This window comes from Pseudomonas sp. HD6515, assembly GCF_024971855.1.
Lineage (GTDB): Bacteria > Pseudomonadota > Gammaproteobacteria > Pseudomonadales > Pseudomonadaceae > Aquipseudomonas > Aquipseudomonas alloputida.
This window is the reverse complement of the sequence record NZ_CP079827.1, coordinates 3473929-3496610: the sequence shown is the minus strand read 5'-3', so window position 1 is coordinate 3496610 and position 22682 is coordinate 3473929. Positions and strand designations below refer to the sequence as shown.

20 protein-coding genes are annotated in these 22682 nt (G+C 62.5%); 6 read left to right on the top strand and 14 right to left on the bottom strand.

The features are described from left to right. Positions 1-8 precede the first annotated feature (8 nt). Positions 9-926, bottom strand: a complete 918-nt coding sequence (locus tag KW568_RS16170; RefSeq protein WP_004576704.1) for a LysR family transcriptional regulator — start codon at positions 924-926, stop codon at positions 9-11. A gap of 120 nt (positions 927-1046) precedes the next feature. Between KW568_RS16170 and KW568_RS16165 the strand changes: the two genes are divergently transcribed. The 3 genes from KW568_RS16165 (at position 1047) to KW568_RS16155 (ending at position 3753) form a co-directional block, all read left to right on the top strand. Then, the gene (locus KW568_RS16165) at positions 1047-1805 is read left to right on the top strand and encodes a 5-oxoprolinase subunit PxpA (RefSeq protein WP_004576703.1); all 759 of its coding nucleotides are present in this window, start codon (positions 1047-1049) and stop codon (positions 1803-1805) included. 92 nt (positions 1806-1897) lie between these two features. Beyond that, positions 1898-2785, top strand: a complete 888-nt coding sequence (locus tag KW568_RS16160) for an allophanate hydrolase subunit 1 (protein ID WP_003248100.1) — start codon at positions 1898-1900, stop codon at positions 2783-2785. After that, positions 2782-3753, top strand: a complete 972-nt coding sequence (locus KW568_RS16155; RefSeq protein ID WP_003248102.1) for a biotin-dependent carboxyltransferase family protein — start codon at positions 2782-2784, stop codon at positions 3751-3753. The genes KW568_RS16160 and KW568_RS16155 overlap by 4 nt, the downstream gene beginning before the upstream one ends. A gap of 61 nt (positions 3754-3814) precedes the next feature. Here the strand turns inward: KW568_RS16155 and KW568_RS16150 are convergent, their stop codons facing one another. The 7 genes from KW568_RS16150 to KW568_RS16120 all read right to left on the bottom strand — a co-directional run bounded on the left by KW568_RS16150 (position 3815) and on the right by KW568_RS16120 (position 10953). After that, a complete protein-coding gene (locus KW568_RS16150; RefSeq protein WP_003248104.1) occupies positions 3815-4663 on the bottom strand; it encodes a TIGR03915 family putative DNA repair protein in 849 nt (282 codons plus the stop codon). After that, positions 4654-5874 (bottom strand): putative DNA modification/repair radical SAM protein, encoded by a 1221-nt coding sequence (locus tag KW568_RS16145; RefSeq protein ID WP_259536467.1) that lies wholly within the window; start codon positions 5872-5874, stop codon positions 4654-4656. Before KW568_RS16145 ends, KW568_RS16150 begins: the two co-directional genes overlap by 10 nt. Positions 5875-6045: 171 nt before the next feature. After that, entirely contained in the window at positions 6046-7602 is a 1557-nt protein-coding gene (locus KW568_RS16140; protein ID WP_004576702.1) for a glycosyltransferase family 39 protein, read from the bottom strand. Positions 7603-7606: 4 nt separating this feature from the next. Beyond that, entirely contained in the window at positions 7607-7879 is a 273-nt protein-coding gene (locus tag KW568_RS16135) for a lipid-A-disaccharide synthase N-terminal domain-containing protein (RefSeq protein WP_003248111.1), read from the bottom strand. Further along, entirely contained in the window at positions 7876-8619 is a 744-nt protein-coding gene (locus KW568_RS16130; protein ID WP_004576701.1) for a glycosyltransferase family 2 protein, read from the bottom strand. Before KW568_RS16130 ends, KW568_RS16135 begins: the two co-directional genes overlap by 4 nt. Before the next feature lie 34 nt (positions 8620-8653). Further along, the gene (locus KW568_RS16125) at positions 8654-9628 is read right to left on the bottom strand and encodes an NAD-dependent epimerase/dehydratase family protein (protein ID WP_004576700.1); all 975 of its coding nucleotides are present in this window, start codon (positions 9626-9628) and stop codon (positions 8654-8656) included. Beyond that, entirely contained in the window at positions 9616-10953 is a 1338-nt protein-coding gene (locus tag KW568_RS16120) for a UDP-glucose/GDP-mannose dehydrogenase family protein (protein WP_004576699.1), read from the bottom strand. The genes KW568_RS16125 and KW568_RS16120 overlap by 13 nt, the downstream gene beginning before the upstream one ends. A gap of 244 nt (positions 10954-11197) precedes the next feature. Between KW568_RS16120 and KW568_RS16115 the strand changes: the two genes are divergently transcribed. Continuing rightward, positions 11198-12244 carry a class I SAM-dependent methyltransferase gene (locus KW568_RS16115; RefSeq protein WP_003248119.1) on the top strand — a complete coding sequence of 349 codons (1047 nt, stop codon included), beginning with the start codon at positions 11198-11200 and terminating at the stop codon, positions 12242-12244. A 146-nt stretch (positions 12245-12390) separates the two neighbouring features. Here the strand turns inward: KW568_RS16115 and KW568_RS16110 are convergent, their stop codons facing one another. The 5 genes from KW568_RS16110 to KW568_RS16090 form a co-directional block, all read right to left on the bottom strand. Then, positions 12391-13635 (bottom strand): saccharopine dehydrogenase family protein, encoded by a 1245-nt coding sequence (locus tag KW568_RS16110; protein WP_003248123.1) that lies wholly within the window; start codon positions 13633-13635, stop codon positions 12391-12393. Positions 13636-13667: 32 nt separating this feature from the next. Then, positions 13668-14765 (bottom strand): carboxynorspermidine decarboxylase, encoded by a 1098-nt coding sequence (gene nspC, locus KW568_RS16105; RefSeq protein WP_003248125.1) that lies wholly within the window; start codon positions 14763-14765, stop codon positions 13668-13670. Between the two features lie 185 nt (positions 14766-14950). Next, a complete protein-coding gene (locus KW568_RS16100; protein ID WP_003248127.1) occupies positions 14951-15868 on the bottom strand; it encodes a pyridoxal-phosphate dependent enzyme in 918 nt (305 codons plus the stop codon). Next, on the bottom strand, positions 15865-16539 hold the full coding sequence (locus KW568_RS16095) for a transcriptional regulator (RefSeq protein ID WP_004576698.1): 675 nt from the start codon (positions 16537-16539) through the stop codon (positions 15865-15867). Before KW568_RS16095 ends, KW568_RS16100 begins: the two co-directional genes overlap by 4 nt. Before the next feature lie 82 nt (positions 16540-16621). Then, on the bottom strand, positions 16622-18325 hold the full coding sequence (locus tag KW568_RS16090; RefSeq protein WP_003248130.1) for an amidase: 1704 nt from the start codon (positions 18323-18325) through the stop codon (positions 16622-16624). Between the two features lie 735 nt (positions 18326-19060). Between KW568_RS16090 and KW568_RS16085 the strand changes: the two genes are divergently transcribed. Continuing rightward, a complete protein-coding gene (locus KW568_RS16085) occupies positions 19061-20011 on the top strand; it encodes an IS110 family transposase (protein WP_004577666.1) in 951 nt (316 codons plus the stop codon). Between the two features lie 236 nt (positions 20012-20247). Next, positions 20248-21602, top strand: a protein-coding gene (locus KW568_RS16080) for an IS3 family transposase (RefSeq protein WP_085983016.1) whose coding sequence is annotated in 2 segments (ribosomal slippage) — positions 20248-20721 and positions 20724-21602 — 1353 coding nt in all. Because the reading frame shifts where the segments join, the coding sequence is not laid out codon by codon here. A gap of 130 nt (positions 21603-21732) precedes the next feature. On the opposite strand, the gene yghU is transcribed toward KW568_RS16080, so the two are convergent. Next, on the bottom strand, positions 21733-22575 hold the full coding sequence (yghU, locus tag KW568_RS16075; RefSeq protein WP_003248134.1) for a glutathione-dependent disulfide-bond oxidoreductase: 843 nt from the start codon (positions 22573-22575) through the stop codon (positions 21733-21735). Positions 22576-22682 lie beyond the last annotated feature (107 nt).

Below are 22682 nucleotides of genomic sequence, written 5' to 3'. Positions count from 1 at the left end.
AGGCAGGATCAACGCCTTGCCGACAACTGCTGCGGTGCCAGAAACGCATCATGAAAGTAATTGCGCACCGCCTGCATCGCCGGGCTGAATGCCCGTTCCCGGTGCCAGGCCAACCCCACGCTCATCGGTGTGACCGGGTCGCTGATGGTCACCGTCTCGATGCGCTTGCCCTCCAGCGACCACGGCCGGTGCACCAGGTCCGACAGGATCGCCACACCGCTGCCATTGGCGACCATGCTGCGCACGGCCTCCACCGAGCTGGTCCGCACCCTTACGCTTGGCCGTTGCCCGGCCTGCTCCCAGTAGCGCATGGCACTGTGCTCGGCCTCGTCCACGGTCAACAGAATGAACGGCTCACAGGCCACATCGGCCAGGCTCACGGCCGAGCGCTCGCACAGTGGGTGATGCCCGGGCAGCCAGAGCCGGCGCTCGGAGTTGAACAGGGTTTCCGAGACGATGTCGGGGTGGGTGAGGTTGGCGGTGAGCACCACCGCCATGTCGAAACGCCCCTCCAGCAGGCCTTGCTCGATGGCGCTGCGCTCCTGCTCGTACAGCTCCAGGGTCACGTCCGGATGCCAGTGCTCCAGGCGCTGCAAGTGGTGCGGCAGGAAGTAGCCGATCACCGTGTAACTCGCCGCCAGGCGCAACAGGCCACTGGCGCGCACGTCCGGAAGCGGGCTGTTCAACGCATCGTCGACACTGCGCAGGATGACGTAGGCACGGTTCAAGAAGTGCCGGCCGGCTTCGGTCAGGCTCATGCCTTGGGCCGAGCGCTGGAACAACAGCACGCCGAGCATCGCTTCCAGCTCCTTGATGGCCGTGGTCACTGCCGACTGGGAGATGTTCAGGTGGATTGCCGCTTGGGAGATCTGGCCGATTTCAGCGGTGGCAACGAAGTAGCGGACCTGGCGCAAGGTGAGTGACACGGTAGGCTCCCGGGGTATCTGATTTTCAGAAGGTACCCCATCTGTTTATAGATCTTCCCAAGGGGGTGTAGAGAATCTAACGTGGCTTGCATGCAGTCACAAGTGCCAGGAGACGCGGTCATGCAAGCAGTGGATTTCAACTCGGACATGGGTGAGGGCTTTGGCCCGTGGACGATTGGCGACGGCGTCGATCACGAACTGATGGGCTACATCAGCAGCGCCAACATCGCCACCGGTTTCCACGCCGGCGACCCCGGCACCATGCGCCGCACCGTCGAGCGCGCCAAGGCCCTTGGGGTTGCGGTGGGAGCACACCCGGGTTTCCGCGACCTGGTCGGCTTTGGCCGCCGGCACATCAATGCCTCGGCGCAGGAACTGGTGGACGACATGCTCTATCAATTGGGCGCGCTGCGTGAAATCGCTCGTGCCCAGGGCGTGCGCCTGCAGCACATCAAGCCGCATGGGGCGCTGTACATGCACTTGGCGCGTGACGAAGAAGCGGCGCGCTTGCTGGTGCAGAACCTGCGGGTGATCGAGCCCGAGTTGCTGCTGTACTGCATGCCGGGTTCGGTGATCTGCCGCATTGCCCAGGAAATGGGGCAGCCGGTGATTCGCGAGTTCTATGCCGACCGCGAGTACGACCTGAGCGGGTCGATCGTGTTTACCCGCAATGTGCGTGGCTATGAGCCCCAAGCCGTCGCCGAGCGGGTGCTGCGTGCTTGCCGCCAAGGCGTGGTGCGCACGGTCGAAGGCCAGGACCTGGCGATCGAATTCGATTCCATTTGCCTGCACAGTGACACCCCGGGCGCGCTGGACCTGGTCGAGGCCACGCGCAAGGCACTGGATGCGGCCGGCATCGTGGTGCGTGCACCGCGCTGAACCCGTCAGGCATCCGGCAAACAGACACGCCGGAGCCCGTGCATTTTGTTTTCGCCTGCCTTTCTATAAAGATTCCAAGAAAAGGAACTGTCATGGCCGAACCGCTTGCTACAACCCCGATCCGTTACAGCTTCGGCGCCGACGAGCACCTGTTTGCCGAAGTCAGCGAAAGCATGTCGCTGGAGGCCTTTTTCAAGGGTATGGCCGTCACCCGTGCGGTGGAGCGCATGGCCCTGGATGGCGTGCTTGATGTGTGCCTGGCCAACGCGTCCTTCCAGGTCCGCTTCGACCCGGACCGTATCGCCCCCGAGGCACTGCTCGAAGCCGTGCGCGGCGCCGAAGCGCAGGCGGTGGCCGAGCGTTCGTTGCAGACGCGGATCATCGAGATCCCGGTGCTGTACAACGACCCCTGGACCCATGAAACCCTGATGCGCTTTCGGGATCGCCACCAGGACCCCACCAGCACAGACCTGGAGTACGCTGCGCGCATCAACGGCCTGGCCGATGTCGAGGCCTTCATCGCCGCCCACAGTGGCGCGCCATGGTTCGTGTCGATGGTCGGCTTTGTTGCCGGCCTGCCGTTCATGTTCCAGATGGTCGAGCGCCAGCGGCAGCTGCAGGTGCCCAAGTACCTGCGCCCCCGTACCGACACGCCCAAGCTCACCCTGGGCCATGGCGGTTGCTTTGGTTGCATCTACTCGGTGCGCGGGGCCGGGGGCTACCAGATGTTTGGCGTCACCCCGGCACCGATCTACGACCCGCAGCAGACCTTGAATTACCTGAAAGAGCACATGGTGTTCTTCCGCCCGGGTGACATCGTGCAGTTCAAGCCTATCGACCGCCGCACCTACGACCGGGCGGTGGCGGAGGTGGAGGATGGCTGCTTCGACCTGCGCATTCGCCCGGTGACGTTTTCCCTGGACGCCTTCCTCGCCGACCCGGTCGGCTACCCCAAATCGTTGCAGGAGGTGCTGGCATGATCAAGGTACTCAAACCGGGCTTGGCCACTTCTGTACAGGACCTGGGCCGCGAAGGTTACTACCACCTGGGCATTCCACCGTCCGGCGCACTCGACCAGTACGCCTTGAGCGCAGCCAACCACCTGGTGGGCAACCCGGCCGGCGCTGCGGGCCTGGAGTGCGCGCTGGTGGGGCCGGAGCTGGAGTTCCGGCAGGACGCACTGGTCGCTGTGTGCGGCGCGCAGATGCCAGCGTTGCTCGATGGCCGCGAGCAGCGCCCGGACACGGCGTTCGCCGTGCGGGCCGGGCAAGTGTTGCGTTTCGGCTTTCCAACAGCGGGCGCCCGGGCCTACCTGGCAGTGGCCGGAGGCATCGATGTGCCCGAGGTACTGGGTAGCCGGTCCACCTACGCGCTGGGCGCGTTGGGTGGCTTTCATGGGCGCAAACTGATGGCGGGCGACCTGCTGCCGGTCGGCGTGCCCAGCGGCAAGACCCGTGCCGGTGCAAGCTTGCCCATGGCCCTGCGTCAGGCCTTGGGGGGCGAGGTGGTGTTGCGGGTGGTGCCTGGGCTGTACTTTCACCGCCTGACCGAAGCTGCAGCGCAACGTTTCTTCACCGACGCCTGGACCGTTGGCTCCGAAGCGGACCGCATCGGTTATCGCTACAAAGGCGGCAGCGCCTTGAGTTTCCAACCGCGCGAGCAGCCGTTCGGTGCGGGGTCGGACCCGTCCAATATCGTCGACAGCTGCTACCCGATCGGATCGATCCAGGTGCCGGCAGGGTTGGAACCGATCATCCTGCATCGCGATGCAGTGTCGGGGGGCGGCTACGCCATGATCGGCACGGTGATCAGTGCCGACCTCGACCTGATCGGGCAGATGCAGCCGAACCAGCAGGCGCGGTTCCTGCCGGTGAGCCTGGAGCAGGCACTGGAGGCGCGGCGTTCGTACAAGAAGAAGCTGGCCTGCCTGGCCAGGCTCTTCAGTTGAGCATGATGTTTTCGCTGTAGCAGCGGCCTTGTGCCCGACGGGGCCGCAACGGGCTCCGCGGCTACGCCGAGCGCGCAGGTTTGCTGATGGTCTTGCCGGTTTGCGCGGCCACCTCAAGGGCTTGGCCGTCCCGCTGTTTGCCTTGGCGCGCCAGGCCTTCAAGTTGCGGTATCAGCATGCCTTCCGGCAAATGCCGCCAGAACCGCCCAGGCATGTGCAGGCGCAAGGCGTCCGGGTTGAGGCGGGCCGGGTTGAAGGTGTGGCGGTAGTAGGTGCGCCAGAGTTCGGCGCCGGGGTCTTCGGCGTTGCGGGCCCACTGGCGCCAGGGCTCGGGGCACTGTCGCTGGTAGTCGAACGACTGGCCGTCGAAGCGAATGCCATCCTGTGGCGTGGCAATCAACCAGCGCAAACGCCCCAGGCGGTCGGCAAAATGCGCGCTGGCACTGTGCAGAATGTCGTGTGCCGGCTCGTGATAGGCCACCAGCTCCAGTTGCAAGTGCTCAGCCAGTTCATCAGGCAGCGGCACGAAGCGTACAAACGCGTGCAAGTGATGTGCCTCGCGGGTTACCTGCTTGATGCGCCGTTGCAGCTCACTGCCCAGCCGGTCACCGGCCAGCATTGCCGTGCGGTCGCCATGGGCGACGCGCCACAGCACTTCATACAGCAGGTTCCAGCGCTGTTCGCCACGGTAGCGAGAGGCCTGCTCCAACTGGCTCAGCAGTGCGGCCGGGACTTTGGCCCGGAAAGGGCCAGGCCCTTCAGGCGGCGCTGCCGGCACGGCCAGCAGGTCCGCCATCGGGCCTTGCGACCAGGTGACTTCCGACGGGTCGATGCCATGGCTCAACAACACCCGGGCCTGGTCGCGCCAGGTGGCGAACAGGTCGTCGCAGTCGAGTGCGATCACCCCCATAGCCCCATCTGCACGGGCGCTGGCGGCTCACTCAAGCGCGCGCGCAGCAAGCCGCTGCGCAGCTCGGCCTGGGCGGGGCGGTAGTCGCTGGTGACGATGAACGGCCGTGCCTTGTCCAGCACGCAGCGCAGCTGGATCAAGTCGTCATAACGGATGCGCCGCTCCCGCCGCAGGGCGACCAGGCGCTGTACGCTGCGCAGGCCGATGCCGGGGATACGCGCCAGTAGCGCAGGTTCCGCGCGGTTCACGTCCAGCGGGAAGACTTCGCGGTTGGCCAGCGCCCAGGCCAGCTTGGGGTCGATGTCCAGTGCCAGGTTGCCGCTGTGGCCCAGCAGCTCGCCAGCCTTGTAGCCATAGCCACGCAGCAGGAAGTCGGCTTGATACAGGCGGTGTTCGCGTAGCAGCGGTGGTGCGGCGAGGGGCACGCTGCCGGGGCTGTCGGGGATCGGGCTGAAGGCGGAGTAGTACACGCGCTTGAGGCCGTAGCCCTGGTACAGCGACTCGGCATTGCGCAGCAAGGTACTGTCGTCGGTGCTGTCGGCGCCGACGATGACTTGGGTGCTCTGCCCGGCCGGGGTAAAGCGCGGCGCCCTGGGCTCGTTGGCCACGGCCTGCTGGCCCTGATGAATCACGCCCATGGCCTGGCGAATGGTGCGCCCTTGCTTTTCCGGCGCCAGGCGCTTGAGGCTGGCGTCGGTGGGCAGTTCGATGTTGACGCTGAGGCGGTCGGCCAGGCGCCCGGCTTCTTCGATCAGCAGCGGGTCGGCATCGGGGATGGCCTTGAGGTGGATGTAGCCGCGGAAGCTGTGCTCTTCGCGCAACAGCCGGGCCACACGGATCAGCTGCTCCATGGTGTAGTCCGCCGAGCGGATGATGCCGGAGCTGAGGAACAGGCCACTGATGCAGTTGCGCCGGTAGAAGTCCAGGGTCAGGCGTACCACTTCCTCGGGGCTGAAGCGCGCGCGTGGCACGTTGCTGGAGCGGCGGTTGACGCAGTACTGGCAGTCATACAGGCAGAAGTTGGTCAGCAGTACCTTGAGCAGTGATACGCAGCGGCCGTCGGGGGTGTAGCTGTGACAGATACCCATGCCATTGGTAGCACCCAGGCCGTCAGCGCCGCGCGAGTTACGCTTGGGCGCGCCGCTGCTGGCGCAAGATGCGTCGTACTTGGCGGCATCGGCCAGGATGCCGAGTTTGGTGATGAGTTGCATGGCGCGGTCTCGCTATACTGAATATTCATACAGTATTTTGAGATTTGATGGATTGCAAGCGATATGGATAGGGGAGCGCGAGTTTGACCTGGAGCAGTACCTGATCGGGCAGGCGCTGTAGTTCGGCGGGCATTCTCCTAAGCGCCCACCGGACCGGCAGGGTCTGGTGGGTCATTTCCCTGCGTGTTCCTCAACGACCAGCGGGTTGCGCCAGGTATCGGCCCAGGCGAAGTGGTAGACGTCGTTGGGGGCACTGGCCTGGCATTGACCGTTGTCGGCATCTGCACCGACGACATACCATTTGGCCCGCGAGGTTTCACCCAGCTTGCGTGCCTTGTCGACGTTGAAGCACTGGCCCAGTTCGGTGGCTGGAACCAGGGTGAAGGCGGTGGGGTGCTGGCGCAGCCAGTAGACCGCTGCATCCACTTTGGATTGGCCGGTGAAGCCGAAGTGCACGATGGGTTGCCGGGCAAATAGCCAATGCCCCTCGCGCCAGTTGACCAGCACCAGTTCGGCACCGGCAGTGGCCTGTGCGGCGTCGCTCATCAGCGTCTCATGCGGGTTGCGGCCCTCCTTCACGGGTTCGACGAAACCACGCGCGAACCACAGGGCGAACCATACCAGGGCTGCTGTGGTGAATGCCTTGTGCCAGCCCGGCCGACGCTGCCACCAGCGCTTGAGCAGCCACGGCACAAGCGGCGCCATGGCCAGAATCAGGCCTGGCAGCGCCGGGAAAATATACAGCTTGCGCTTGCCGGTGCTCAGGCTGAAGAACAGCAGCACCAATGCCACCCAGCCTAGCAGCAGCAGGAAGCGGCCATCGTGCTTTTGCAGTTGCCGGCGCCAGGCCGGTACCAGCCAGGGCAGGGCCAGGATCAGAGGCAGCCAGTACTTGGGGATGACCTTGACGAAGAAGTACCAGAACGGCTCGCGATGGTCCCAGGCATTGGCGTAGCGGCTGGCGGTCTGGCGCAGCAGGATTTCCTTCAGGTAGGCCAGCTCTGCGGCGCCGCCGCCATGGGCGATCGACACCAGCAGCGGCAGCAGCCACACGGCGCAACCGGCGAGTAACCACAGTAGCCCCAGGCTCCAGCGCCATCCCTGGCCGGGCATGGCGACTACGCCGCGCCAGCGATGGCGCACCGCCCAGGCATAAGGCAGCAATATCAGCGCCGGAACAAAACCCACCCCCTTGCTGATAATGCCCAGGCCCATGGATGCGCAAGCCAGGTAGAACCAGCCCCAGGCGGGCCCCAGTAGCAGGTGGCGCAGCATGCCGTAGAGGCCCAGCGCAACCCAAAGGCACAGGAAACTGTCGATCTGCCCGGTGCGCAGGATGCTGTAGGTCTGGTAGGTGGCCAGGAACAACAAGGCCGCGATCACGCCGGTGCGCCGGTTCCACAGGCGCCGCCCGAGGTCATGCAGCACCCAGGTGATGGTCGCCGCCGACAGCAGCCCGGGCAGGTACAGGGCAACGTTGGGCGCGCCGGTCAGGTAGCTGAACAGCGCCACGGTCCACATGAACAACGGTGGCTTGTCGCCATAGATCTCTGCTGCACGGTGTGGGATGAACCAGTTGCCGCTCTGCAGCATTTCCAGGGCCACGCCGAGAAAGCGTTCTTCATCGACATTCATCGGCTGACGCCAGCCGATTCCCGCGCCCACCAGCAACACGGCGAGGGCGATCAGGGCCAGGCGTTCGGCCCCGATTGTCTTGAACTTAGGCAAAGGGCTATTCCTTCAGTTGCTGGTGGCGGGCAATCAGTTGCAGGTTGCGCAGGTAGACCAGAAAGCCGAAGCTTTGGCCGATAATGAAGACCGGGTCCTGGCGGTAGATGGCGTAAGTCAGCAGTAGCGCGCTGCCGAGCATGCTCAGGTACCAGAAGCCTACCGGGATCACGCTGCGGCGCTTGAGTTCGCTGTACAGCCACTGCAGCACGAAGCGCCCGGTGAAAACGGCCTGACCCGCGAAGCCGATGATCAACCAGAGGGTTTCGCGGGTCATCCTTCAAGCTCCTGCGGGCGGCTGTGCAGGCGGGTGCGGCGGATTAGCCACCACACCCCGAACAAGTCGAAGATGCCGACCAGGGCGCGGTCCAGGTTGCCATACTTGGAGACACCGGCGTGGCGTGGCCGGTGGTTGACCGGGTGCACCAGCATGCGGCCGTTGTGGCGCAGGATCAGTGCCGGAATGTAGCGGTGCATGTGGTCGAAGTAGGGCAGGTGCAGGAAGGCTGCCCGCTCGATCAGCTTCAGCCCGCAGCCGGTGTCGGGTGTGGCATCCTTGAGCAGGCGGCTGCGCAGGCCGTTGGCTACGCGCGAGGCCCAGCGCTTGCTGGCGCTGTCACGCCGGTTGACCCGGTGCCCGGCCACCAGCTTGACGCCGCCGGCCAGGTTCTGGTTGGCGCGCACCAGGGCTAGCATGCCGGGGATGTCTGCCGGGTCGTTCTGGCCATCGCCATCCAAGGTCGCCAGCCAGTGGCCGCGGGCCGCCTGGGCGGCATGCCACAGCGAGGTGCTCTGGCCCAGCGAACGGTCGTGACGCAGGATGCGCAATTGCCTGTAGCCCTGGCTTTTCAGGTGCTGCAGTACGCTCAGGGTGCCGTCGCTGCTGCCGTCGTCGACCACCAGCACTTCGTAGTGTTCGGCCGTGAGTGCAGTGCGTATCTCCATCAGCAGTGATGGCAGGTTGTCGACCTCGTTCTTGGCGGGTATCAGTACCGAGAGGTCAAGTGGATCGCTCATGAGGCTACCTGTGATCGTGTTGTGATTGCGTGGATCAAACCCGGTAGAAATCCCGGTACCAGCCAACGAAGGCGTTGACGCCATGTTCCAGCGATGTGCCTGGGGAGAAGTCGATCCAGCGTGCCAGTGAGCTGACGTCGGCCCAGGTTTCCAGCACGTCCCCCGCTTGCAGCGGCAGGTAGTCGCGTTGGGCCTTGATACCCAAGGCGTCCTCCAGGCATTCGACAAAATGCAGCAGCCTTACCGGCTGACCGCGGCCAATATTGAACAGTTGGCAGGGTGGTTTCCCCTCGGCTGGCCGGGGCGGTTTCAGGCGCAGGCGCACGATGCTTTCGACGATGTCGTCGATGTAGGTGAAGTCGCGGCCCATCAGGCCGTTGTTGTAAAGCGCTATCGGCCGGCCCTCGAGCATGGCGCGGGTGAATTTGAACAGCGCCATGTCGGGGCGGCCCCAGGGGCCGTAGACCGTGAAAAAGCGCAGGCCGGTGGTCGGCAGGCGGTACAGGTGGGCGTAGCTGTGCGCCATCAGTTCATTGGCGCGCTTGCTGGCGGCATAGAGCGACACGGGCTGGTCGACCGGGTCGTCGATGCTGAACGGCAGCTTGGCATTGGCCCCGTACACGGAGCTGCTGGAGGCGTAGATCAAGTGGCGTGGTGGCTGCGCTCTGCAGGCCTCGAGAACATTGAGGAAACCAACCAGGTTGGCCTGGCCGTAGGCACCCGGGTTGTCCAGTGAATAGCGCACGCCGGCCTGGGCCGCCAGGTGGATCACCTCGCTGAACGCCTGCCTGGCGAACAGCGGTTGCAAATCGGCAGGGTTGGCGATGTCGAGGGCATGGAAGTGGAAGCTGGAAAAACCGAACAACGCCTGCAGGCGCGCCCGCTTGAGCTCGACGCTGTAGTAGGCATTAAGGTTGTCGATACCGACCACTTCGATGCCGGCCTCGCACAGGCGCCGCGCCACGTGGTAGCCAATGAAACCTGCCACACCGGTAATCAGTACGGGCATACTGGCTGCACCTGGCCACGGCCGATCCCGTAATAAGTCAGGCCGGCGGCGGCCATGTGCTCGGGCTCGAACAGGTTGCGCCCGTCGAACACCACCCGGTCGGTCAACTGCTGCGGCACCTTGTCCAGATTGAGTACGCGGTAGTCCTGCCACTCGGTGACGATCACCAAGGCATCTGCGCCCTTTAATGCATCGTCCTTGCAGGGCACCAGTTGCAAGTCGGCACGCGGGCCGTAGTGGCGCCGGATTTCTTCCATGGCCTGAGGGTCGTGAGCCTGCACCCGCGCGCCCGCGGCCCACAGTGCTTCCAGCAGGACCCGGCTGGAAGCTTCGCGGATATCATTGGTATTGGGCTTGAACGACAACCCCCACAGGGCAAACACCTTGCCCCGCAGGCCGCCGGGGTAGTGGCGCTGGATCTTGCTGAACAGCCGACCCTTCTGCTGCTCGTTGACCGACGCTACTGCGCGCAGCAACTGTGTCTCGAAGCCTTCCGACTCGGCACTGTGGCGCAGGGCTTGCAGGTCTTTGGGGAAGCACGAGCCGCCAAAACCGCAGCCGGCGTAGATGAAGTCATAACCGATGCGCGGGTCCGAGCCGATGCCACGGCGCACCATTTCGATGTCGGCCCCCAGGTGCTCGGCCAGGTTGGCGATTTCGTTGATGAAGGAAATCTTGGTTGCCAGCATGCAGTTGGCCGCGTACTTGGTCAGCTCGGCGCTGCGCGCATCCATGACCATAAGCTTCTCGCGGTTGCGGCTGAAGGGCAGGTAAAGCTCGCGTAGCAACTCCACTTCGGCCGCATCTGCGCCGCCGATGATGATGCGCTCGGGGCGCATGCAGTCATCCACCGCTGAGCCTTCCTTGAGAAACTCCGGGTTGCTGATCACCTGGAAGCGGCTGGTATCGGCCACGGCCAGGGCGATGCGTGCCTTGATGCGGTGTACCGTACCCACCGGCACGGTGGACTTGTTGACGATTACTTTGGGCCCGTCAGCGTGTTCGAGGATGCTGTCGACCACGGCGAAAACGTGTTTCAGGTCGGCGCTACCATCGGCTTGCGGCGGAGTACCGACGGCAATGAACTGCAACCTGGCATAGTTGGCAGCGACTGCGGCATCCGTGGTGAAGCGCAGCCGACCGCAGGCGAGGTTCTTCTCCAGCAGCGGCGCAAGGCCGGGCTCGAAGATCGGGCAATGGCCCTCACTCAGGCTGGCCACCCGATCGGCATCGACATCCATGCACAACACCGAATGGCCCACCTGGGCCAGGCACACCGCCTGGGTCAGGCCGACATAGCCGGTTCCGAAAACCGTGACCTTCATTTGACAGCTCCTTGATAGGAAAGCTGAAAAAAAATGTCACATCCTTGTTTAGGAATTGTTACCTGAAGGATGTTTTCGTGGGCCATGAGGCCTTTATTCCACTTCGCCCAGGCAGAGCATCTAAACTTAATGACAGCTCGCGTTAGCGCGTTGTACCGCGAACGAAAACCCTTGAACCGACCACCGCCTTCCCGGAGCGGATGTCCCTCGTTGGCGATGGCCTTCTTGCAGAGGAGGGCAGGTCATGGACGAGGCAAGGCTTCACGATTTCATGGGCAAGCTGGTGGGCGACATGGGCGCGGCGGCGACGCTGGCCAATGTCATTCTCGGCGATGAACTGGGGCTGTACCGGGCCATGGCCGACAGCCAGGCGGTCACCCCTGAGCAACTGGCGGAAAAGACCGGCTGCCACCCGCGGCTGGTGCGAGAATGGTTGAATGCCCAGGCGGCATCGGGCTACATGGTCCATGACAAGGGCCGTTTTGTGCTGCCTGAAGAACAGGCCATGGCCCTGGCGCTGGAGGATTCTCCGGCCTACATGGCCGGCGGCGCGTCCGTGGTGGCGGCGCTGTTCCATGACAAGGACAAGCTGGTAGCCGCCATGCGCGGCGATGGCGGGTTGGCCTGGGGCGATCACCACCCGTGCATGTTCAGCGGTACCGAGCGGTTTTTCCGGCCGGGGTATCGCACCTTCCTGGTAGCGGATTGGCTGCCGGCACTGGAGGGTGTGGTGGCCAAGCTGCAGGCGGGCGCCAAGGTGGCGGATGTGGGGTGCGGTCATGGTGCCTCGACGCTGGTGATGGCGCAGGCGTTTCCAGCGTCGACCTTCGTGGGGTACGACTATCATCAGCCTTCGATCGTCACCGCCAACGCGCGTGCGCGTGAAGCGGGGTTGGAGTCGCGGGTGAGCTTCCAGCAGGCCAGCGCCAAGGAGTACCCGGGGCATGACCATGACCTGGTGTGCTTCTTCGATTGCCTGCACGACATGGGTGACCCGGTCGGGGCAGCCAGGCATGCCTACCATGCTTTGAAAGCGGATGGCACGGTCATGCTGGTGGAGCCTTATGCCGAGGACTCGCTGGAGGGTAACCTGACACCGGTCGGGCGCTTGTTCTATGCGGCGTCGACGTTTATCTGCACGCCCAATTCGTTGTCGCAGGAAGTGGGGCTGGGGTTGGGTGCGCAGGCCGGGGAGGCGCGATTGCGGGCGGTCTTCGAGGAGGCAGGGTTCAGCAGGTTCCGGCGGGCGACGCAGACGCCGTTCAACCTGATTCTGGAGGCCCGCAAGTAGAGCGTGATCTTGCACCGGCCTCTTCGCGGGCTCGCCCACACAGGTTACGTGCTTGTTTCAGGCCTGTGGAGCGCCTGGGCTGCCCGCGAAGTGGCTGGGCCTGGAAAGCAGAAGGGGCGCCATGTGGCGCCCCTTCTGTTTGTTGCTTAGGCTTCAGCGTCCCAAGGACGATCGCCTTTTTCATCTTTGACGCGGGTCGGCAGGCCCATCACGTCCAGCGCCTTGAGGAACGGCTCGGCTGGCAGCTCCTCGACGTTGACCATGCGCTTGGCATCCCACTCGCCACGGGCAACCAGCAGGGCGGCAGCCACTGGCGGTACGCCGGCGGTGTAGGAAATGCCCTGGCTGTCGGTCTCGGCGTAGGCTTCTTCGTGGTCGGCCACGTTGTAGATGAACACTTCGCGCGGCTGGCCATCCTTGGTGCCTTTGACCAGGTCGCCGATGCAGGTCTTGCCGGTGTAGCCAGGGGCCAGCGAGGCCGGGTCTGGCAGTACAGCCTTGACCACTTTCAGCGGTACCACTTCCAGGCCTTCGGCGGTTTTCACCGGTTGCTCGCTGAGCAGGCCCAGGTTTTTCAGAACCGTGAACACGTTGATGTAGTGCTCGCCGAAGCTCATCCAGAAGCGCACGTTCGGGACGTTGAGGTTCTTCGAAATCGAGTGAACTTCATCGTGGCCGGTCAGGTACAGGTTTTGCGAGCCTACCACTGGCAGGTCGTCGGTACGCTTGACCTCGAACATGGTGTTGCTGGTCCACTGGCTGTTCTGCCAGCTCCACACTTGTCCGGTGAACTCGCGGAAGTTGATTTCCGGGTCGAAGTTGGTGGCAAAGTACTTGCCATGTGAACCGGCATTGACGTCGAGAATATCGATCGAATCAATGCTGTCGAAATACTGTTGCTGCGCCAGCTTGGCGTAGCTGTTCACCACACCCGGGTCGAAACCGACGCCGAGAATGGCGGTAATGTTCTTTGCCTGGCACTCTTCGAGGTGTTTCCACTCGTAGTTGCCGTACCACGGTGGGGTCTCGCAGATCTTGCCCGGCTCTTCGTGGATGGCGGTGTCCAGATAGGCGACACCCGTATCGATGCAAGCACGCAGCACCGACATGTTGAGGAAGGCGGAACCCACATTGATCACGATCTGCGATTCGGTTTCGCGGATCAGCGCCTTGGTTGCCTCGACATCGAGGGCATTGAGCGAGAAGGCCTGGATGTCGGCGGGTACCTTGAGGCTACCCTTGGCCTTGACGCTGTCGATGATGGCCTGGCATTTGGAGATGTTCCGTGACGCGATGGCGATACGACCCAGTTCGTCGTTATGCTGCGCGCACTTGTGGGCCACCACCTTGGCGACACCTCCTGCACCAATGATAAGAACGTTCTTCTTCAATTTACCCTTTGCTCCTTACTTGAAAGCCGGTCTTACGACAGGCTGGAAACGTAGTCTTCGAAACCGAACTCGCGGACGACTTCGACGCTGCCGTCGAGCTGCTTGACCACGATGGAAGGCATCTTCAGCCCGTTGAACCAGTTTTTCTTGACCATGGTGTAACCCGCCGTGTCGATGAACGACAGGCGATCGCCAATGGCCAGCGGACGATCGAATTGGTACTCGCCGAAGATGTCACCGGCCAGGCATGACTTGCCGCAGACCATGTAGGTATGCTCGCCGTCATTGGGGGCCATCTTGGCGTTGAGGCGGTAGATCAGCAGGTCGAGCAGGTGCGCTTCGATCGAGCTGTCGACCACGGCTAGGTGCTTGCCGTTGTACAGGGTATCGAGCACGGTCACTTCCAGCGAGGCGCTGTTGGTGATGGCGGCTTCGCCCGGCTCCAGGTAAACCTGCACGCCGTATTTTTCCGAGAACGCCTTCAGGCGCGCGCAGAAGGCGTCTACTGCATAGTCTTCACCGGTGAAGTGAATGCCGCCACCCAGGCTGACCCACTCGACCTTGTGCAGCAGGTGGCCGAATCGCTCTTCGATGTGCGTGAGCATCTTGTCGAACAGGCCGAAGTCACCGTTCTCGCAATTGTTGTGGAACATGAAACCGGAGATCTGTTCGATCACCTGCTCGATCTTGGCCGGGTCCCATTCGCCCAGGCGGCTGAACGGGCGGGCCGGGTCGGCCAGCAGGTAGTCGGAGCTGCTGACCTGCGGGTTGACGCGCAGACCACGCACCTTGCCTTCGGACTGTTCGGCAAAGCGTTGCAGCTGGCCGATCGAGTTGAAGATGATCTTGTCGCAGTTCTCAAGCATCTCCTCGACCTCGTCGTCGGCCCAGGCCACGCTATAGGCATGGGTTTCGCCGGCGAACTTCTGGCGGCCGAGCTTGAGCTCGAACAGGGAGGACGAGGTGGTACCGTCCATGTACTGCTGCATCAGGTCGAACACCGACCAGGTGGCGAAGCACTTGAGGGCGAGCAGCGCCTTGGCACCGGAGTGTTCGCGCACGTAGGCGATCTTCTCCATGTTGCTGAGCAGCTTGGTTTTATCGATGAGGTAATACGGCGTCTTGATCATTTAAAGGCCCCCGGCCAGGCCGGCCAAAAAAAGGACACGCATTGTGCCTTCACTTGCCGCAGACCGAAAGGGCGGGATACGCATTTCGTCAGGGTTGACGCTATTGCGAGGGCTTTTTCGGTTGCGGCGAGCCTAGTAGATCAGGTGCATGTGACTGTCGTGATCACCCCCGACAGATGGCAGCTTCAGTCTGCCTGCTGCAGCCAGGCCTGGATCTGCTCCAGTGTTGCGGTAGCGCCGCCACAGACCACCACCAGTACATTGCGCAAGGCGCCCAGTGCCTTGGCATCATAGGCCACTGCCAACGCCGCCCCGCACGCGGGCTCGACCAGCACACGGTGGTCCAGCAAGAACCGCTCACAGGCCTCCAGCGCTGCGCGATCGCTGACCAGATGGCTGTGCACCGGATGCTGCTGCACGCACGTCAGCGCCTGATCAGCCACACGCTTGGCCCCCAGCGACGTGGCCACCGAGGCGATGCGCTCCAGCTCCACCGAATGCCCAGCCTGCATGGCCGCATGCAGCGACGCCGCGCCCTCGGTTTCTACTGCCAGCACCGGCACATCGCCCCAGCCATTGCGCTTGAGCCCCTCTACCACGCCACTGAGCAAGCCGCCCCCGCCGACTGACAACACCACCGCGTCCGGCTTCAGGCCGGCTTCGGCCACTTCATCCACCAGGCTGGCATGCCCGGCCCACAGCAGTGGGTCGTCGAATGGGTGGATGAAGGCATCGTTCGGGCCTACCAGTGTCTGTGCCAGGGCGTTGGCCTCTTGCCAGGAACTGCCGTGCACCACCACCTTGGCGTCTTCCAGGTGCAGCAGCTGCTTGGCCCGTTCGGTGGTGGTTTCGGGTACCACCACGGTCACCGGCACCCCCAGCTTGCGTCCGGCGTAGGCGACTGCCAAACCGGCATTGCCACCTGACGAGGACACAAAGTGCCGGGCGCCACGCGCGTGGTGTACCTCGCAGGCGTAGCCTACACCGCGCAGTTTGAACGAACCGCAGGGTTGCAGGGCGTCGAGCTTGAGCCAGATATTACGACCGGCCGCCAACGACAGCGGGCGCGACTCGATCAGGGGGGTATGAATGTGCAAGGTCATTGGCTGGCTCCGCGTAGTTGCTCGAGGTAGTTGTAAATGGTGTAGCGCGTCACGCCGAGAGCGCTGGCAGCCTTCTCGACGCCGCCCTTGACGATGAACAGGCCGCGCTCCTGCATGACGCGCACGGCCTCGACCTTGGCCTGTTTGTTCATCCGCCCCTGGCCGCTGCGCTGCAGGGCAGCCTGGATGATCTCGCTCATCAGCAGCTCCATGTCGGCCGGTTCGTTGACCGCCGGTATGGCCCCCAGCGGCTGCAACTGCTGGAGAAAGCTCATGGCAGCATCCAGGCCGGTGACGTCGGTGTTGACGCACAGGCTGGCGAAGGGGTGGCCGCTGCTGTCACGGAAGAATGCCGTGGCACTCCGTAGCGTGCGGCCTTTGAGCGTAGTGGGGTAATCGGGCAGCACCACCGGCTCACAGCCGTGCTGGTCGGCCGAGGCCTGCATCAGTGCCTTGAAACCCTGGTCCTGCTCCGGTGCGGCGAGGATCGGGCTGCCCACGCTGCGGCCGGAAAGATGACCGTTGACGATCGCCACCACCGAGTGTTCGGGGTGGTCAAGGTCGTGCAGGAGTATTTCCATGTTGCGCGCGGCAACGCTGCCCAGGGCCTGGATCGCGGCCTTGAGCACGGTGAGGGTGAGTTGGCGTTCTTCGCTGGGGGTGATAGGCATGGCAGACCGCAAAATCAACTGTTTGTGTATTTTTACACATATGGTTGAAATTCGCGATCTGCTTTTGCGGGCCCTGTAAGACTCAGCCGAGCGCCGGCGTGCGCGGCGGAATCATCCGGCGCGAGCCGGTGGCCTCGAACGCGGCAGCAAAACTCAGCAGCGCGTTGTCGCTATAGGCCTTCCCGGCAAAGGTCAGCCCCACCGGCATACCGATATCGGCCATCACGCCCATCGGCACGGTCACGGTCGGCACGCCCAGGTGACGGATTGCCAGGTTGCCGTTGGCTACCCAGACACCGTTGCTCCAGGCGATGTCCGCCGATACCGGGTTGATATCGGCATCGGCCGGGCCAACGTCGGCTACGGTGGGGAACAGCACCGCGTCCAGGCCCAGCTCGTCCATCCAGTCTTCCAGGTCCAGCTTGCGGGTCTGCTCCAGCCCGCGCAGGCCGTCGGGCAGGGTCTCGATCTGGTCCCAGGTCTTCAGGCCACGTTTGGCCATGTTGACGTACTCGTCCATGCCGGCAGCCAGGTCATCTTCACGGTTGGGCAGGGTGCCCGGGTCGTGGGGGAAGATCTTCAGCCCGTCGACATCGGCCAGGCGGTTAAGCTTGGGGTCATCGTTGGCGCGCAGGAAGTCGTCAAAGGCCCAGCCCGACAGTTCCCACAGTTCGTCATGCAGGAATGCCTTGCTGACGATGCCACGGTTGTACACGGTCGGCGCGCCTGGGCGGTCGCCTTCGCAGTTGGACACCAACGGGAAGTCCACTTCCAGCACTTCGGCACCCGCCGCTTCCAGGGCCTGGCGTGCTTGTTGCCACAGGTCGATCACCGTGGCGCGGGTGTTGATGCGTTGGCCGGTCGGCCCGCCGATGCCTGGTTTCTCGGCGGTGCCCGCTTCGGGATCGGCATTTATATACATGCGTGGTACGCCAAAGCGCTTGCCCTTGAGCGCGCTGGCATCTACCGCCAGTTCAAGGTACGACGCCGGACGTACCGTCGAGGCAGCGGGGATTGGCACCCACGGCTGCAGGCGCCACAGGTCGCCGCGCTTGTCGGCGTCATCGGCGACCACCACGTCGAGGATTTCCAGCAGGTCGGCCATGGTGCGGGCGTAGGGCACCACCACGTCCATGGTCGGCGTCAGCGGCCAGTTGCCACGCACCGAAATCACTCCGCGCGACGGGGTGTAGGCGCACAGGCCGTTATTGGACGCCGGGCCACGGCCGCTGGACCAGGTTTCTTCGGCCAGGCCAAAGGCGCTGAAGCTGGCGGCGGTGGCGGTACCGGCACCGTTGGACGAGCCCGAGGCGAAGGGCGCGGTCAGGTAGTTGGCGTTGTACGGGCTTTCGGCGCGGCCATAGACACCGCGCTGCATGCCACCGTTAGCCATGGGCGGCATGTTGGTCTTGCCCAGGCACACGGCACCGGCGGCGCGCAGGCGCTCGATGGTGAAGGCGTCGCGCTGGGCGACCAGGTCCTTGAAGGCAGGGCTGCCGGAGGCGGCAGTCAAGCCTTTGACCAGGTAGCTGTCCTTGGCGGTGTAGGGGATGCCGTCCAGCGGGCTCAGCACCTGGCCCTTGGCACGACGGGCATCGGAGGCCTCGGCCTCTTTAAGCGCCTCCGGGTTGCGCACCACTACGGCGTTAAGGGCTGTGGCCGTGTCGGCGCCATCGTAGGCGTCGATGCGCGCCAGGTAGGCCTTGACCAGCTCGACCGCTGTCGTGCGGCCCGACTCGAGCGCGTCGCGCAGCTCGGCAATGGAAACCTCGGTTACCTCGATCATGCGTTCACCAAAAAATGTGCAGGTGGGGGCTAATGCGAGGAGTGTACAAGAAGGGCTTGGCGGACGCAGGTTTGCGCAGGGGCAAATGGTTTTATGCAGGGGGGCATTGTCGGGGGCATTCACAGGCATTCCCCGGCCCAGTGTGGGGGCGGCCTTTCAGTCACCAAAGGGCCGCCCACAGGCTGGTGCTCAGCCTCAGCCCTGCGCGATATCGAGAAACATCATCACCGCAAACCCACCCACAACCCCAGGGTCGCCGTTGTTTCCCACAGGTATGAACTGCAGATGGTCATGGTAGGGCAGCAGGAACTGGCACGGGTAATGGACCTGGGGGCAGTGCTGGGCATCAAGGTCGAACCGGCGCTGGAAGTCCTGAAAGTCGTCGTCCACATCTAAAGCCAGGCGCAGTCCCTGTGGGAGCGGCCTTGTGTCGCGAAAGGGCTGCACAGCAGCCCCGGGATTTCAGCGTCGATGCAAATAATGCTGGGGCCGCTTCGCGGCCCTTTCGCGACACAAGGCCGCTTGTGTCTTGATGGGGGATTAGAATCTGGAGTGAGAGCGGTGAATGGCAAGCTGAATGCCGTAGGTGCCTTGAGCACGTGTGGGAGCACAAGCTGCCATTCACCGTTCCACTTTGGCGAGAGCCCGAACAGTTGGATGCGGCTCTGATCTCGAATCACAAGCGTGGGCCAAGCCAAAGTCCTCTCACTGTGTTGAGTTTAGGAGGTTTTGGTGATGGCTTCCTTCTTGGGTATCGATGTTTCCAGTCTCTCCCTTGATGCTGCGGTGCGGCCACAGGGCATCAAAATGCATTTAAGCAATGATCCCACAGGCTTTGAGGCGCTACTGGAGAGCCTTCGCAAGCTCAGTATCAAGCGCGTCCTGTTAGAGGCAACGGGTGGCTACGAGCGAGATGTCATGCGTTTTCTACAGGACGCTGGCTACAAGGTCATACGCGTCAATCCCAGGCGAGCCAGGTCATTCGCTGACTCTTTAGGCATCAAGGCCAAGACTGACGCCATCGACGCCGAGGTTCTGGCGCACTATGCCGAAGTCATTCCAGATCAACCCTCTCTGCGAATCAGCCCCGAACGAGCGCTTCTGCGAGAGTTGCTTCAGCAACGTGATCGGTTGGTTCAACAGCGAGATGACGACCTGCGGCGCCTGAAGCAGGTGCAATCGACTGCAGTTGCTAACTACCTGAATGCCAACCTGAAACACTTCAAAGCGCAGATCAAACTGGTTGAGCGTGAGATCGAACAGCAAACCGCGATGCTGAACGACGAACGGGTTACCCAACTGATTAAAGTGAAAGGCATTGGGATGGTGACAGCGGGCAAGCTAGTAGCGCTGCTGCCGGAGCTGGGTCGGGTTGAATCCAGAGAAATTGCCTCCCTGGTCGGAGTGGCGCCCTTCAACCACGACAGCGGGAAATTCATGGGCAAGCGCTCTATCTCTGGCGGGCGATTTGCGGTCAGGCGATCGCTGTACATGGCATGCCTTGTGGCGATGAGATACAACCCAGCACTCAAGGCTCGTTATCAGTCACTGCGGGAGCGCGGAAAACTTCCCAAAGTCGCTATCGTGGCCTGCATGAGAACGTTCATCGTGCGGTTAAATGCCATGCTCAGAACGGGTACATCTTGGCTCGATCTAGTGCTACCGCAGCCTGAAAGTACAACTTAAATCCAGAACGCAGCGTGAGCCGCGTGGAAGCGGGCTTGCCCGCGAAGCCAACACCGTGGTGGATGGCACGGGCTTCGCCCGTGTTCGCGGGCAAGCCCGCTCCCACAGGGAAGGCGCCAGCTTTTAGAAATTGAGCAAGACAGTTGCTCCCACAGGTACAACCTGGCCCGCCAGGCCTGTGATGATCCTGGACTGCCCCCAAGAAGTTGGACACCAATCCAACCCTTGGGGGATCTATGGGTAAGTACACCGAGCAATTCAAGCTCACAGCGATCACAGCCTACCTGGATGGCAGCAACGGTTTCCGAAAGGTGGCTCAACACTTAGGTATCGATTTCAGCCTGCTTCGACGCTGGGTGGCCAGTTATCAGGCCAATAATGGCATTGGTCCAGGCTCGCATGGGCGGCGCTATACCAGTGATTTCAAACAGCAGGTGCTTAGCTATATGCACGAGCATCGGCTTTCGCTGCGCCAGACCGCTGCCCACTTTGGTCTTGGGCAGTCTTCTCAGATAGGCATTTGGCAGCGGCAGTACTACAGTGGCAGTCCTGCACCCTCTACTGCCATCAAGCCAAGAAAGCCAATCGACGTGTCGAAGAAGATCAAGCCTGCCAAACCCACCGATACCAATGATGATCAGAAGTCTCGAGATCAGCTGATGGCTGAACTTGAGTACCTGCGCATGGAGAATGCTGTCCTAAAGGAGCTCAAGGCTCTGCGCGAGGAAAAGGAACGAACACGCGGGAAAAAGTCCTGATCGTTTCCAAACTCAAGCGCAGGTTTCCTTTGCCTGACCTCCTTCAACTGGTCGAGCTGGCGCGCAGCACCTTCTACTACCAGCTCAAAGCTCAGCAGAAGCCAGATCGGCATGCTGAGCTCAAGGCATTGGTGCATCGCGTCTACCACGAGCAGAAAGGGCTTTATGGTTATCGCCGTATCGCACTCGTAATCAGGAAGGAAAAGCGGGTGAACAAGAAGGTCATTGAACGGCTGATGGCTGAGCAGGGATTGAAATCAGTAGTGCGCCCCAAGAAATATCGCTCCTATCGAGGTACCGTCGGTAAAGTGGCAGCGAATGTACTGGAGCGAAATTTTATCGCTCAACGCCCAAACCAAAAGTGGGTGACTGACGTAACCGAGTTCAAAGTAGCTCAACAGAAGCTCTATCTGTCGCCCGTGATGGATTTGTACAACGGCGAAATCGTGGCCTACGAAATGGCCAGCCGCCCGTGCTATAGCCTGGTTGGGAACATGCTTGGCAAAGCGCTCGATTGCCTGGGAGAGAAACCGAAGCTCGTGCTGCATTCGGATCAGGGATGGCATTACCAGCAGGCGCAATACCGCCGTAAGCTAAGCGAATGTGGGGTAAAGCAGAGCATGTCTCGAAAAGGCAATTGCCTGGACAACGCGGCCATGGAAAGCTTCTTCGGCACGCTCAAGTCTGAGTTTTTCTACCTGAAGCGTTTCGAGAGCATTGATGAGCTGAGAGCGGGTCTGGATGAGTACATTCACTACTACAACCATGATCGCATCAAGCTGAGGCTCAATGGCCTGAGCCCTGTGGAGTACAGGGCTCAGGCTGCAGCTTAAAACTGTCCAACTTTTGGGGGGCAGTCCAGGGAAGGCGCCAGCTTTTAGAAATTGAGCAAGACAGTTGCTCCCACACGGATCGCGCCAGCTTATGGAAATTGAGCAAGACAGTTGCTCCACACGGTTTGCGTCAACCTGCCAGGTCGGCGGCGCTATGGCGCTCCGGCACCTGGCTGTGTTCATCTCCCCAGGTACGGTTCACGCGTGTACCGCGCTGCACAGCAGGGCGCTGGGCGATGTCCTCGGCCCAGCGCTGTACGTTCGGGTACTCGTCAACCGCCAGGAACTGCGCCGCGTCATACAGGTTGCCGCGTACCAGCTGGCCATACCACGGCCACACGGCAATATCAGCAATACTGTATGCCTCGCCGCCCAGATAACGGCTTTCGGCCAAGCGACGATCAAGTACGTCCAGCTGACGCTTGGCTTCCATGGTGAAGCGGTTGATGGCGTACTCGAACTTTTCCGGTGCGTACACGTAGAAGTGGCCAAAACCACCGCCCAGGTAAGGCGCCGCACCCATCTGCCAGAACAACCAGTTCAGGCATTCGGTGCGCGCAGCCGGCGATTTTGGCAGCAATGCTCCAAACTTTTCTGCCAGGTACAGCAGGATCGAACCTGATTCGAACACCCGCACCGGCGGCTCCACGCTGCGGTCGAGCAGGGCGGGAATCTTCGAGTTGGGGTTGACCTGGACGAAGCCACTGGAAAACTGATCACCCTCGCCGATGCGGATCAGCCAGGCATCGTATTCGGCACCGGCGTGGCCCAGGGCAAGCAGCTCTTCAAGGGCAATGGTGACCTTGACGCCGTTGGGCGTAGCCAGGGAATACAGCTGCAGCGGGTGTTTGCCCAGCGGCAGGTCCTTGTCGTGAGTCGGGCCGGCGACCGGGCGGTTGATGCTGGCGAACTGGCCGCCGGAGGCTGCGTCGTTGCGCCAGACTTTGGGTGGCACGTAGGCAGGCTTGCTCATGCATGAATCTCCTTCAAAGGCGCGAAAACGGTCACGTGAAAACGTTGACCTGCATCTATGCCATGGGTTCGACGCAATGCGCAAATGCACAGGGTGCAGGCGCAGCT